This window comes from Solibacillus sp. FSL H8-0538 (assembly GCF_038003525.1).
Taxonomy (GTDB): domain Bacteria; phylum Bacillota; class Bacilli; order Bacillales_A; family Planococcaceae; genus JBBOPI01.
Genome location: NZ_JBBOPI010000001.1, coordinates 654,869 through 669,157, shown reverse-complemented (window position 1 = coordinate 669,157; position 14,289 = coordinate 654,869). Strand labels below are relative to the sequence as shown.

At 38.6% G+C, this 14,289-nt stretch carries 7 protein-coding genes; 1 reads left to right on the top strand and 6 read right to left on the bottom strand.

The annotated features are described in order from the left end of the window. Nucleotides 1-109 precede the first annotated feature (109 nt). Nucleotides 110-2,143, top strand: coding sequence for an S-layer homology domain-containing protein (locus MHH87_RS03035; RefSeq protein ID WP_340747856.1), 2,034 nt, complete (start codon nucleotides 110-112; stop codon nucleotides 2,141-2,143). Here MHH87_RS03035 and MHH87_RS03030 read toward each other — a convergent pair. From MHH87_RS03030 to MHH87_RS03005, 6 genes are all read right to left on the bottom strand, one after another. Then, a complete protein-coding gene (locus tag MHH87_RS03030; protein WP_340747855.1) occupies nucleotides 2,140-2,346 on the bottom strand; it encodes a hypothetical protein in 207 nt (68 codons plus the stop codon). The genes MHH87_RS03035 and MHH87_RS03030 overlap by 4 nt on opposite strands. 297 nt (nucleotides 2,347-2,643) lie before the next feature. Beyond that, the gene (locus tag MHH87_RS03025) at nucleotides 2,644-4,626 is read right to left on the bottom strand and encodes an N-acetylmuramoyl-L-alanine amidase (RefSeq protein ID WP_340747854.1); all 1,983 of its coding nucleotides are present in this window, start codon (nucleotides 4,624-4,626) and stop codon (nucleotides 2,644-2,646) included. Nucleotides 4,627-4,982: 356 nt separating this feature from the next. Beyond that, the gene (locus tag MHH87_RS03020) at nucleotides 4,983-5,906 is read right to left on the bottom strand and encodes a C40 family peptidase (protein ID WP_340747853.1); all 924 of its coding nucleotides are present in this window, start codon (nucleotides 5,904-5,906) and stop codon (nucleotides 4,983-4,985) included. Nucleotides 5,907-6,138: 232 nt separating this feature from the next. Then, complete coding sequence (locus tag MHH87_RS03015; RefSeq protein ID WP_340747852.1) at nucleotides 6,139-7,224, bottom strand: CAP and S-layer homology domain-containing protein; 1,086 nt, start codon at nucleotides 7,222-7,224, stop codon at nucleotides 6,139-6,141. A gap of 226 nt (nucleotides 7,225-7,450) precedes the next feature. After that, a complete protein-coding gene (locus MHH87_RS03010; protein ID WP_340747851.1) occupies nucleotides 7,451-11,467 on the bottom strand; it encodes a hypothetical protein in 4,017 nt (1,338 codons plus the stop codon). A gap of 244 nt (nucleotides 11,468-11,711) precedes the next feature. Then, nucleotides 11,712-14,231 carry an S-layer homology domain-containing protein gene (locus MHH87_RS03005; protein WP_340747850.1) on the bottom strand — a complete coding sequence of 840 codons (2,520 nt, stop codon included), beginning with the start codon at nucleotides 14,229-14,231 and terminating at the stop codon, nucleotides 11,712-11,714. Between the last annotated feature and the right edge of the window lie 58 nt (nucleotides 14,232-14,289).

Genomic DNA, 14,289 nt, shown 5'->3' with positions numbered 1-14,289 from the left:
AGTATAATATGGTTACATTTATATTACAAACGTTTTAAGATTCGGATTTTTCTATGATTCGCACAAATAAATTGATAAAATAGTAAAAGATTGAGAGGAGAGTGTTTACGTGTTCAAAAAAACTATCGGACTACTATTAGCGCTAATGCTAATCGTATCCATTTCAACACAATCAAAATCTTACGCAAGTGACATAACGGGTCATCAAATGGTCAATGAACTTACATATTGGGCTAACTTAAATGTAATACGTCCAGATGCGAAAGGCAATTACAATCCAAATCGCGCGGTCACACGTGGTGAATTCGCTTCCTACATAACGCGCGCATTAAATCTACCAGCATCAACGCAGCATACGTTTAAGGATTTAAAAGAAGGCTCTGCCCTGACTTTAGAAATTCAAGCGGCATCTGGGTCAAACATTTTAAGCGGCTATCCAGACGGTACATTTAGACCAAATGACAAAATTACACGTCAACATATGGCTGCCTTATTACAAAAGGCGCTGCGCTATCAAAATGTACCACTTGAAGTAACACCATTAACATTTAAAGATAATATTAAAATTAGTGATCAGTTTAAACCAGCTGTTGCTACGAATGTTTACTATAATATCATCCGTGGTTCTCATACAAATAAAGGTGTCTATTTTGAACCTCAAGGATCGGCAACGATTGCACACGCAGCTGCCTTTCTATTCCGTATGAATACAACCGTCAAGCAATATGCGGTAAATGTGGATCCAGAACCAACACCTGATCCATCGCCGGAGCCAACACCGACACCTGAACCCGAAGTAAACGTCTTTTATGTCGGGTCAATTTCAAACGCTACAGTGACAAAAAATCCGACCGTTTACTTCACTTATGAGCAAGCTGAAGCGGCTTACAAAGCATCGGATTCACTGAATTTAATTTTTCAAGACGATAAAATTATCAAAATGAGCAGCGGCATTGCATCAGCAGCTGACACATCATTAAATACTGTATCAGTTTATTCAATGAAGGACTTTAAAAAAGCAGTTACCTATGCAGTTGAAGGTTCTGAGTTCAAATATATCGGCAGTGGTGAAGATTATGCAATCGTCCAGTTAGCGGATACAAAGGGCTATGTGAAAATGAGCGAAGTCACGTTAACACCAACTAGCCTAATTAAAGGACAAAACTATTATTATATTGCAGGTGGTTTTTTAACGCATAAAACATATAATCACATAACGCAAAGCTATAACGGAGATTATGTTGTCGGAGCCGCCCCTGCATTTATGAAATCTAACGTAAACTATTACAGCCAGGACGGTGTGAATTTCTATAGTGACAAGCTGCAAACAAAGCTTGTCGGCACAGACTATCAATATTTCCAGTTCGCATCGATTCGTCAACATTCAAATTATACTGCCGAAGAACTAGACAACATGATTATGACACTTTTACAAGAGCGTCAAGCAACAGGGATCGCCCGCTATGCAAAGGCAACAACTGAATCTCGTCTAATTGGTATGGGGGCATTACTGAAACAAGTGGAAGCCTCTCATAACGTAAACGCGCTATTCATTTTAGCTGCGTCGATGCATGAAGGGGATTATGGTATTAGTAAAAACTCACTTGAGAAAAACAATATTTTTGGAATTAAAGTATTCGATTCAGATACAACATTAGGGTCAAGCTATGCATCACGTGATGATAGTGTCATGGCGTTCCTAAATATGTATGTAAACCTTAACTATGTACCACAATCAGGTGGCTTTGCAAAAGGGGCTGCTCCTGGTAATAAAACGGCCGGCATGAATGTTCACTATGCATCGGATCCGTTCTGGGGTAGTAAAATTGCTGGTCATATGTACCGCATGGACAACCGTTTTGGTAAGAAGGATTTCGGTAACGGCCAGTTAGCCATGGCAGTCAATGGTGGCGATCTCGTTAATACACGTGCAGAAGCATCTGCATCTTCTACAAAAGTATTTACCTATAAGGCTAAAGTTGTTGGTGAAACAGGCATGTTCGGCTATCCTGTCATCATTCTTGAAGAAACATCAGCTGCAGACGGCTATGTTTGGTACAAAGTCTATTCTGACGATAACCCACCAGCACAACAATATGTATGGATTCGTTCAGATTTAGTAAAAAAATTACCTGCTTATTAAGGGTGGGCAATGAAAAAGTCTATAAAGTAATTTAGCCAGTTCTTGAACGAGACATCGTTTAAGAACTGGCTTTTTTCTTCGATGTCGTTGATTTCCGTTGCGGCGAACGCTTTTCTGGGGGCGAGCCTTGAGCCGCTTTCGGGTAACAAAGGAACAAAGGCTAAGTACGCCACGTCCTGTGGCAACGCCTTTGTGACTAACATCGTGTTGGCCTCATTCCAGGGTCTCAAGCTGCTCGCTAATCCCCTAGAAGTCGTCGCCTCCACTCCAATCAACTTGTACCTGTTAATAATGAATGCGTCATTCTCTCATCTAGAAGGGATGATTTTTTTATATTCTAAAATAATATATTTTAATACAGTTTTTCTAAATTATTTAAAATCAGGAAACACTAAAATTAAGCCCGTTTATGACGATTTACGATATGGTTGTGCCAAAAGATTATGCTTTGCTAAACCAAATGAAAAAAGAGGAATGGGCACTAGCCATTCCTCTTTCCATCACTTCGTATAGTACTTCACAATCCCGTTATAAATCGATTGTGCGAATATTTCAAGATAGGCGTCATCCACCAGCTTCGCGCGGTCTTCATCATTGGATACGAAACCTAACTCGACTAAAACGGCCGGAATAACCGTTCCTCTTAGTACAACATAATCCGCACGCTTCACACCGCGATTATACATATGCGCATTTGTGACAATTTGATTGTTGATAGCAGAAGCTAACGCAAAATCTTCCTTTTCGTTATCATTAGATGTCACACTATAATAGGTTTCCGTTCCTTTAGCTGATGATTTTGTGGCTGAATTTGCATGGATGCTGACGAATACTTCGCCGAATTGATCTTTCGCATATTGTACACGCTCTGGTAAGGTTGGATACGTATCTCCAGATCGAGTCATTTTCACAATTGCTCCATCACTCTCAAGCTTTTGCTTCACTAATGTTGCCACTTTTAAAGTAATTGTTTTTTCGATTGCCTTATCACGAGAGGTGCCTGGATCTTTGCCCCCATGACCTGGGTCTAGCACAATAATACGCCCTTCAACCGCTGTCCCATTTTGGTTGAGCAACCGTAAATACGTTTTATTTATGTACCCGTTGACGCCATTGGAAGTAACTTTTACCCAATTTCCTGAAATCGAATGCACTTCCACTAATGTTCCTCGAGCAACCTTACCAAGGGACGTAGATGATCCGGATGCTTTTTCGCGAATTTGTAAGTTATCTACCGTCGCACGCCCAATTGTCTTCGTTGTTAACTTTTGAGGCTCTTGCTCAAGTTCAGGTTCAGTAGCCGCCCCAGATTCTGCTTCCTCTACTTCCTCAACGATCGTCTGCTCTTCCTCTACAATATTGTCGACTGGTTTCTCTTCATCCGGTGTTGGAGTTGGGGTTGCAACGATTTCTGTTGTTTGTGATATGCGCACATAACCAGGAATCCCGTTCACCATTGTTAAATACCAATTACCGAATAAGCCGTATACTGGAATCGTTTCGTCTGCTGCCACAGTACTAATTACTTTGCCAGCGACATCTCGCGTTTTATAAACCTCAATGGCACCGAATGCTTTTACTTGTTTTTGAACCGAGCCAATTTCCTTCCCTGCCTCATCTACAAACTGAATATAGTCCTTATAAATATAAGCATAGCGCCCATTATAAGAAACCTTTAGCCAGCCATTTTCCTGTACTTCATAAACAGGGAAAGTCGTACCTTTATTTACCTTATTTAAAATATTCGCTGTAGACGTCGATGAGGCGGATGAACGAACATTTAAATTATCCACGGTTGCTTTTACAGTAGCGATTACTCCACTGTCATCTGGTACTGTTACACCTTGTACTGGTATTTCTAGTCGGTACTCCATCGCGCTTGCACGTGTGACAAATGATGCAAATTGTGAGCGCGTGACCACATCACTTGCATTGTATTTTATACTTTCCTTTGCTATACCATTGTAATAAATAGCTGCAATATATTTATAGTAGCTATTCGTTTCTACGATATCTGTAAATGGTAGCGCCAACTTTGAATATTGCTCCACATTTAAGTTAAATGCGATTGAAAGCACCTTACTCATTTCATCTCGAGTTAAAGGCACATTCGGCCCGAACTTACCATTTGAATATTCCTTGAAAAAACCTAGTTTAATTGCGCTTTCTACATAGCCCGAAAGCTCCTTATCTTTCACATCAGAAAATGATGAATTCGTAACGGCTAACGGCTTGTTATTCGTTGCCACAATGACCATTTTAGCAGCTTGTCCACGCGTAACGGATGCATTTGGTTTGAAAGTCGTTTTGCCATTTTCCGTATAACCCTTGATAACGTTTAAATCTACTAAATAAGCAATCTCTTCATACGCACCATGCGAAGAAGGGACATCAGCGAAGCGTTGACTCGCAAACACTGGGTTTAGACTTAACATTGACATGATGATAACTGCAAGCATCAGACTGACTTTTCTAAAAGACAATGTCTCTTTCCTCCCTTCCAATTAAAAACCATTTTATCAAAAAATTCTCACAAAAAACATCGGGCTAATCTACCTTATTCATAGTTTACAAGGTGTTTTTTCTTGTAGTTTAATAGTTTCAAAAGCAGACTCTTTCTATTAAACAAAGCCTATTAAAACACTAGCACCCAAACTTACTATTTATTGTAATAAATTTACCTTGTAAACGAAATCCTTTTCTGGAAAATAGTTAGAATTAAAAAAATAGGAGAGGCGCTTATTTGCGTCCTCTCCTATTTCATATTATGTTAAAGAACTTTCCCTGCAAGGTGTAAAATCGGTTGGCCCCGAATTACAAAAAGTACCTTATAACCAAATTAACGTGTTGCACGATCAATAAATGCCGCTAAATGTGTTAATGTTACATTGTCATTTAAGCCATATGTACCGTCACCCTTACCAACTGTGATTCCTGTTGATGCTAATACAGATACGTATTCTTTTGACCAATGTGATTCTGGAACATCTGTAAATGTCATTCCTTCACCTTTTTGCGCTAAATCAAATGCTACAACTAATACTTTCGCCATTTGTCCTCGTGTTAACGGTGAAGCGGGATTAAATTTACCGTTTTCATCCCCTGTAAATACGCCTTCTTTTTGTAGAGCAGTGGCTGCACCTGCGTATTTAGAAGTTGGCTTTATGTCCGAAAATGGTGAGTTTGTATCAGAAGTGTCTAACCCAAGAGCTTCAGCAAGTTGGATTGCTACTTCTCCGCGTGAAGCGTAGATCGAGAAATCAATTGCTGCATCTTTTACTTCTTCTTTATCTAAAACTGCTACTTCAGTGCCCGAAGTAAATGTTGAAATACGCTTCGCACCTATATAGCGCTGGCTCCAGTAAGAACTGTTTAAACTTGCTGTTGTTACGCCTGTGCTTGATCCAGCGTGAACAAATTTGCTATTTCCAACGTAGATACCTACGTGTGAGACACCACCAAGTGTGTTAAAGAAAACGAGATCGCCAGCTTTTAAATTACTTTTAGACACGCTCGTTCCTTGAGTATATTGTGTTGCTGCTGTGCGATTTAATTTAATATCTAAATCAGAAAATACTAATTGTGTAAATCCTGAGCAATCTAATCCGCGCGTTGTTGTGCCACCATATACATATGGCACGCCTATGTATTTATTTGCTGTTGAAGTTAATTCTGTAGTTGATGCTGCTTCAGCTGTATTATGATCCGTTCCTGCAAATAACATAAATGCTGCAAAAATCGGAAGTAACCATTTCTTGTTCATAGTAAATTAATACTCCTCTCAAAACGAAGGCTTTTTTGACCTACTAATAGCCTACCATAGAAAAGAGTATAGTAATTTTTCACTTCTGTAACAGAACACGAATATTCGCACAAAAACAAAAACTACCGAATTTACATCATTAAGCAGAAAATAAAGGTATAAAGAACAATATTTAAACTCTATTATATTGAGTTGTAATAGTATTGTAATATTACTAACTATTATTTACCATTTACTTACTAGAAAATTGTTGAACCCAGTAAAAGTTGTCATTTTTTGTCTTTTTAATTCCTACCCCAATATGCGTGTAATTTAGCTTCAATATATTATCGCGGTGTTTCGGCGAAGCCATCCACCCTGCGACTGTATCTTTCGGTGTTTTAAAGTTGCGGGCAATATTTTCCCCATAGCTCGAATATTCATAGTCAAATAATGTCGCCATATCCCACGGGTTTCCGTAAAACGGTGACTGATGCTCAAAGTAATTATGAACCAGCATATCCTGTGCTTTAATAATTGCAAGTTGTGTTAAGGCTAGATCTTGTAATAAAGGTTGAAGCCCCTTTTCAACACGTATTTTATTCACTAATTCGATAACCTCTTGGGTCCATTTGCTATAGTCATTAGTTGTTGGGATGTAATTCTTTGATAAATAATCATAGGCCATCTCTAAGTTTTTCACTTTTCGCTGAAATTCCATCCCACGAACTGTGAGTGCCGCTACATGAGCGCGGGTAACATAACTATTCGGCTCGAATGTTTTTGACGTTTTACCTGTTACAACACCTGTATCGGCTAGTGATTCAATATAATTTTTGGCCCAGTAGTTTTTGGGGAAATCCTTGAAAGACATTTTATTCTTTTCATCCACTTCAATGTCATATGCTAGGGCAATCATTTTTGAAATATGTGCGCGCTTCAGTGGCTCCTCTGGGTTAAACCATTCCCCATTTTGAATAATTCCAAGCTCTGCAAGCTTACGAATCTCCTTATAATAAGGATGCGATTTTGTGACGTCCATTGCCTGTAGATTAAAATCTGATTCAAGTGAAATACCCATAGTACGCGCGATGACCGCCGCCGCTTCTGCTCGAGTTGTATAGTTATTGGGCTTGAAGCTATGATCTGCATAAGCATCCATAAAGCCCTTGTCAACGAGTTGCATAATTGCTGGCGCAGCCCAGTGCGTTTTCTTTAAGTCCGAAAAATAATGGGTGCTTTCTGTAACTACTGGCTTTTCTAGTGCAAAAGCTGTCGTAGGAAGTACAGGTTGCATGAGCAGCATCGTAAGTGACCCTGCAACTACCATTCGTTTCATTTCATGTACCTCCTTCGTTTGCCTCTGTAAATTTATGTAGAAAAATAAGCCTTTCACTCCGCAAAGTGAAAGGCATGTTTATTAAGATTTATCGTTTCCCTATTGTGGAAATTTTAACAAGAAACACTTAATCTATATTATCAAATTTTCTTTGAAATACAATAAATAATTTTCAAATCATTTTAGCAGTATAACATAGAAATTCCATTAAATATTTAGGTATGAGTTAAAGACCTAAATCAAACGCGTATTGTCTTAATAAGTTATAATTCGATACGATTTTCTTTTGCTCATCTGTTAATTTATCATACGCTTTTAAAGTTGCTTTTGTTTTGGACTCAAACGTGCGTAAATCCGGGTCTAATTCGTTGATTGAATCCATTACCTTTTGAGCGGCCTTCATATTTTTCTCAGCCTCTTGTAATACCGAGTAGTTCATCACTTGTTTTTTTGAAGCAGATGGCAATTTTTTATACACAGCCACCGCATTTGCAATATCCGTAAAGTATGTGCTTGAGTTGGAAGAAAGCGATGCAATAATATTAATAACTTGCTGTATTTCACCCACATCTGTTTCAGCCTCTTGTAATTTATAATAATTTGTCACTCGTTGCTTATCTTCTACCGTCAATCGTTCATACGCAAGTTTTGCTGCTTCTAAGTTCCCCAAATAATATTTATCGGATGGTTTTAGTTTTGCGATTAGTTGGTAGACGTTAATAACCTGTGATAAATCAGTGAAACGGTCATAATTGGAAACAAAAGTGATTTGCTCTGCATTTAGTTTTTCAAGTGCAGCCCTTGCCTTATCATATTGTTTACTTAAATCATTACGTGGATTACTCAACCCGTTAATCGCATCAATGACCGTCTCTACCGGCTTAATATACTTTTCTTCTGTAGTTAGTGTATCAAGCAATGTCACAGCCTTTTTATTCGCTGAACTCAGTGCATTATATGCTTCACGAGCCTCTTTTACTTTTTGGACATATTCAGCTGGGCTATTGCTTCTTAATGCTTGAATTAATGCATCTACACTTGCTCCACCTTGAACATTCATCTCATGCTCAAGTAATGTACTGTAATTTGAAATTAATGCCTTCTGCTCCTCTGTTAAGGCATTATAGGCATTGCGCACGGCTTGCGTTTCCTGCACAAATGTTTTACTAGAAGACTTAATGACGTTAATACCATTTATAACATTGTATAAAGGTTGAAGGACTTTACTTAATTGATCTTCCTTCGTCAATAGCGAACGCTCTGAATAAGAAAGTTTTTCATAAGCCTTGATTGCCGCACTGAATTTACTGATGAACGTTTTTGCGTTGGATGGATCTAGTGCAATAATTTCTTTATCTAATGTTAAAACAGGCTTCACTGAATTTTCGCGCGTCGTTAAATCTTTTATATTTAACACAAGCTTTTGCTGATCTTTTGACAGGGAGTCAAAGGCTTGACGTGCTGCTAATAATTTTGCAATATAGTCTGCTGCATTCGGTATAGCCTGATCAATTAATAAAATCACAGCATCCGCACCTGACATATTTGATTCTGCTGATTCAAGCTTTTTATAGTTATGCACAAGCGCTTTTTCCGCCTCAGATAATACATTGTACTCTGAGCGAATTGCTTCAACCTCTACCTCATACGTTTTACTCGATATTTTTAGCGCTTCAATACGACCAATTAAATCTGCAATCTTTAATATAGGCGTTATCTTCGTTGCGTAATTATACACATACCCTTTTTGTACCGTTGTTAGCTTTTGATAGGCTTTTTCGGCATCTGCAACCTTATTCGAACATGTTTTATCTATTGTTGTTGGTAGATTTTCTATTAAATTAAATACCTTTAACGAAGCCGTATAATCCTTTTGTATATCTGTTAAAACATTGGCGTTTGTAACTAGCTTTTTTGTCGTTGCTGGCAATTTTTTGAACTTTTCTGTTGCTGTGTTTAATGCATCCATAAACGGTTGACCTGTTAATCCACGAAGTTTTGTAATATCTGCAATCATCGCATCTGCATCAGTCAAGTATTCTTGTAAAACACTCAGTTTTGCCGGGTAGTTCTTCACGAGGAGATCAACCGCATTTTTTGGCTCATCTTGTACTGCTGTTGAACCTGCAATCGTTGTGTATCTCTCTTTTGCAGCATTTAGCTTCGTTCTAAAATCGGCATCTGTCGGCTTTAATGCATCAATTTCGATCATAAGATTTACTGCTGGTAAGTTTGTAGAAACTATTGCGTAATTGTTTACATATTGCTGTAACGTAGTTGGTGAAATTTTCAAGTAAGCCGCCTCTGCCGCAATTACCTTTTTTGCGTAATCCTTTGCCTTTACATCTAACTTGTTAATAAGTGTCACAACATTTAATGCGGCTTTATATTGTTTTTCTAAATCCGTTAACACTTTAATATTTGTTACGAGCTTTTTCGCGTTTGATGAGAATGTTTTAGCATTATATTCTGCGCGTATAGCAGCCATCTCTGCTAAGTTCATATTGTTCTTGACCGCATCAATTCGCGCAACTAAACCCGCAGCTATTTCTTTTTCATTAACAGCTGTTGTTAGTTTTGTAGAAAGAGCTTCTTCTAACGTATTAAGTGCATCTATGTCTACTTGCTCAAGTCCAGCGTAGCCAATCGTACTCCAACCTTCAAAAGCAGTTTTTGCTACTTCTAAATCAGCTACATACGTTTTGCTCGTTACCTTTAATGTACTTACGAGATTTGCAATGTCAGCAAATGGTTGTAATGCGAGTAAGCGCGCTGAATTTGTTACAAGCTCCTGCTCACGCGTTGGCCCAGTTGTTGTCGTTGAACCAATTTTTGTATAGCCTGCTATAGCCGTCTTCGTTTTCGATACGAAGTCTGATTTTGACACTACAATTGCATTTATTTGTTTCACGACAGTTGCAGCGGTTGTAGCTGATTTTTCCCATGCTGTTAATACTTCATATTTTTCTTTTAACACATATTTATTTTCTACTGACAGTAACCCTTTGTATGCCGCACGCGCTAGTGTTACTTGTGTTGATGCATTAGCTGGGGTAATCGCGTCAATAACTACTTCTACCGTTTCTGCTTTTGCAATTAATATTTTCATTTCTTCTAATTTCTCAGCATTTGTAACATAGCTTTTTAACACCGTGCCCTCTAATGCGCTATAAAGTAGATCTGCAGCATCTACCGCATCACGGAAATCCTTTGTAGGTGCTACTTTTAATAGATCAATGGCATTAATAACATTCATTACACTGTCATACGTTTCGAGCTCACTATAATTATCAACTAGTTTCTTTTGGAGCACACTTAACTCATTATAGGCTTTCGTAACAGCCGTTATTTTAGTTTTAAAGGCGGAAGCCGTTTCAAATTCAGTCGTTTTAAGTTCTGCAATTTGCTCTTCTACCGCGGCTGCCTTCGTTAAATCCGTTTCAGCATTTGTTAATGTTTTTTGTGCTGTTACACCCGATGTCATTAACTGCGCATTCACAATTGTTTTCACAGAGCTTTCGAGCAGATCATATGCCGCACGCGCCCCATCAATTGCCGCTCCGTAAGACGTTTTATTTAGATTGTCCACATCTGTAGCGGCTGCTTCGATTGGCCCAATATACGTTGTTATAAATTCTTTTGGTAAGACAATTTCACCTTTACGCGTTTCAAGTGTGCTTAAATTCGTGACAATCCCTTTAACAAAATCATCTGGACCTGTTCCACTATAATAATCTAAACTTGCAAGTAATGATTTTGCTACTGTTGCATCTGTACCGCCCGCTACTGTTGAAAGTGTAGCTCCTGCTGCGGAAACATCTACTATTAATTTATTATGTTGTGCCGTTGCTGTATCAGTATCCACAACTAAGGTTTTACTCGTTAATGTCAGTTTATCAATTAGCGTTTTCAAGCTATTCGCGCTAACTTTGAATTGCTCAAACTGCTCTAAGTAAGTTAACTTCGCATTGATCAACGCCATATTCTCAGTGCCTAGTAATGTTTTCTCTGCATCTGTCAAACTATTATAATATCCTCTGTGTACTGAAATACTGGCACTTGAGTACGATTCATCTACTCCCGTAAATAAATTTAATAAACTTTCAACTGATGTAACGGAAGCTACCGTATTATAAGGTGCTTGACTTAAATTTGTAATTATTTCTGCGTCATTCGCATGAGCAACTGCTGCTGGGGCTAATAGTAAGCTAGCTAAAATACCAACACGTAAATTTTTCTTCATTTTCTCACCCTTCCTTTTCTATGTAAAAATACAATTCCAAATCAGTTATATCCGTTGGAGAATTTATCTTCATTCAATGGCATTTACAACCGAACTGAACGATGAATAAATTTCCATTATTCTAACAGTACTATCGACAAAATAGCATTTTTTTAAAGTAATGGGCACTAAAATGACAAACTTAACGTATTCTTACCGAAAAAGGCATTGCCCCGAATTCACTTTCGGGACAATGCCTTTGTTTTTATAATGCGTCTGTATGTTGAGGGCCTTGTGGTAGGTATTTCAGCATATCAAGTTCCTCAAGACCTTTTTTAATTTTAATAGTGTAGCCGTATTGATGGATCGATAAATAACCTGACTTTGAAGCGATCATTTCTTCTAATACTGGTAAATACGTTGTATCAATGTCTTTCCATAAACAATACGAATTAATTAAATCCTCTAGCGTTAAGTGCTGGTAATCCGTTCCAGCAAATTGACCTTTTGGACTAACGCGGTACCAAATGTCGCCATTTGAACGAATCCATTTATCCTTTTCGATGGCAATACCTTTTTGAATCGCTGTTGCCGTTTCGATATATTTCGTGTCGCCAAATTCCTTGTAGGCCATTAATAGGAGGTTCATCCCACCAAGCATATGGTTCATAGAAGAATGTGTCGTGATATTTTGATTGATTGGGAAGTAATCTGAAATATAGTATGCATCCCTTTGTACTTCAATAACATGTCCAGCCGCTTTACGCGATACGAGTAAGTCTGCATAGTTTTTCAGCGGTTGCTTATAGTTTGGAATATTAAATTCCTCACCTGAGTTGTAGTAGAATAACGCGATTTGTTCATTAAAACGTGTATCAATGAACGGTGCATTCATATTGTACAAACTTTTTAAATACGTACTCGTTACTTCTGTTTCCCAGTATGACTTGTCCCCTTTAAACTTTGTCAGGCTGACGAAGGAGTTTTTCACAAGGTTGGCAAAATAACGATCACCCTGTTCCTTATAAAGAACAAGTGCGCGGTCTTCTTTTACAAGGAGTAAATTACGCCCGAAGCCTTGATATGAGCTTGGCATCGGCTCTGTTGTTGTCGCCATTTTATTGTACGGGCCGTTTGCTGTATACCAATTATTGCGCTTTTTATAGTTACGCGCCGTCTCGAGCATCCAGTCATTCATGTTTTCGTCTGTTGTAAATAAGCGTTCCGTTGAATCCATATACCATGTATCCACAATATCTTGACCTTTTGATGAGAGCGTGTAGAAGCTCATAAAATCAGATTCTAGCCAAATAGTAGAGAGAGCTTCATATTCTGCCTGCAAATCGCGCATATAGCTTGTGCCACCATTTGGATACTTTTGTGTTAGCTGTGCTGAACGATACGCTTGACCAACCATACGATCATTTGCAAGCTTGCCGTCCGTCATGAAACGTAGTAGTCCTGTTGGATAGCTTGATGAATCGTGACCAAATACATCCGTTGCATTTTTATCGATTGGGAAACGATCATAGCGGTATAAACGGTAATTCGTTACATTCGTTGCCTTTTGGAATAAATCCACCGAGATTTTATTTTTTGTTGTGTTATTTAATGTAGAAAATACAAATTCATCGCCATTTGTTAATGCGCGAACTGTAATTTGTAATGTTGCCCCTTGAGAGCCTATCGCATACGTATAAATCGTATCCTCTGCTACGCCGAAGCTTGCAGTTTTTTTACTTTTCAGCGCAACACTTGATGCCGAACGAATATAAAGCGGTGAAGTACCGTTTGTCACTTGGACAAAGTTCGTAGCAACCCGACTTAAATTGAAATTAGCTGACGTATCTGCTTCTTGAATTGTATAGTCATTTGCTGCAATTTGATTCGATGCTACTAGTGCACGGTGCAGCATAACTGAGAATGTCACGCGATTTACTGTTGCCTTCGGATCAAATGTTCCGTCCGCGCGTCCCGTTGTAATGCCGTGCTGTGCTAAAATTTTTACATTTTCACGGTGCGACACACTAATAGTATCCCAGTCCTTAAACGTTAATTGTTCGCCTGTATCTTGTAATTTAAAAGCACGAACTAAAGTTGTCGCCATTTGTTCACGTGTTAGCGCATCCGCCACACCGAAGCGTCCGTCTGGTTTCCCGCTAAAAATACCTGCTGCATATGTAGAAAATACACCTTGAATAAAGCCTGACTTACTGCTAACGTCAGAAAACTTCGCTTGATATGTAGCCTCTGGTAACTTTAGTGCTCCTTTAAAAAGATTCGCTGCCTGTCCACGGTTAATCGCAAGTGATGGGCGGAATTCTCCGTCTGGGTAACCATTGATTACTTCCATTTCAACAAGCTGCATGACTTCATTTTTTGCCCAAAAGTCATTTGGAATATCTGCTAGCTTTTGTGCCACGTTTAACTGTTGCGGATTTAGAGGAGTTGTTGGATTTGTTTCTTCTGTTAACTCTTCTTCCGTCGTTTCTTTTTCTTTTTCTACTTCTGTAGCTTCAGGTTTTGTTGTCTCTTCTTCTGTAATCGTTTCCTTTACTACTTCATCTTCCACAGTTGGTTTTGTCGTTTCCTCTGCTTCCGTTACTGTTGTGGAATCCGCAGCATTTTGTGGATCAACCACGTTCGTTCCTTCTGTATTTAAGCTTTCTTCCTGCTGTACGATCCCCTCTTCCACTACTGTCCCTACTGCTGCAAAAGCATTCGCAGGTAGCACAGTAGAACAAAGTAGCATCATTGACAAGAAAGCCGAAAATATTTTATTCATTTTCGTAAAATTCCTCCTTACAAACTTATTAACGTTAACCATTATACCGTTTACAGCC

Bases quoted from the DNA above. Each gene is read 5' to 3' on its own strand.
- MHH87_RS03020 (WP_340747853.1), bottom strand. From the start codon at position 5,906: ATGAACAAGAAATGGTTACTTCCGATTTTTGCAGCATTTATGTTATTT.
- MHH87_RS03030 (WP_340747855.1), bottom strand. From the start codon at position 2,346: ATGTTAGTCACAAAGGCGTTGCCACAGGACGTGGCGTACTTAGCCTTT.
- MHH87_RS03010 (WP_340747851.1), bottom strand. From the start codon at position 11,467: ATGAAGAAAAATTTACGTGTTGGTATTTTAGCTAGCTTACTATTAGCC.
- MHH87_RS03005 (WP_340747850.1), bottom strand. From the start codon at position 14,231: ATGAATAAAATATTTTCGGCTTTCTTGTCAATGATGCTACTTTGTTCT.
- MHH87_RS03015 (WP_340747852.1), bottom strand. From the start codon at position 7,224: ATGAAACGAATGGTAGTTGCAGGGTCACTTACGATGCTGCTCATGCAA.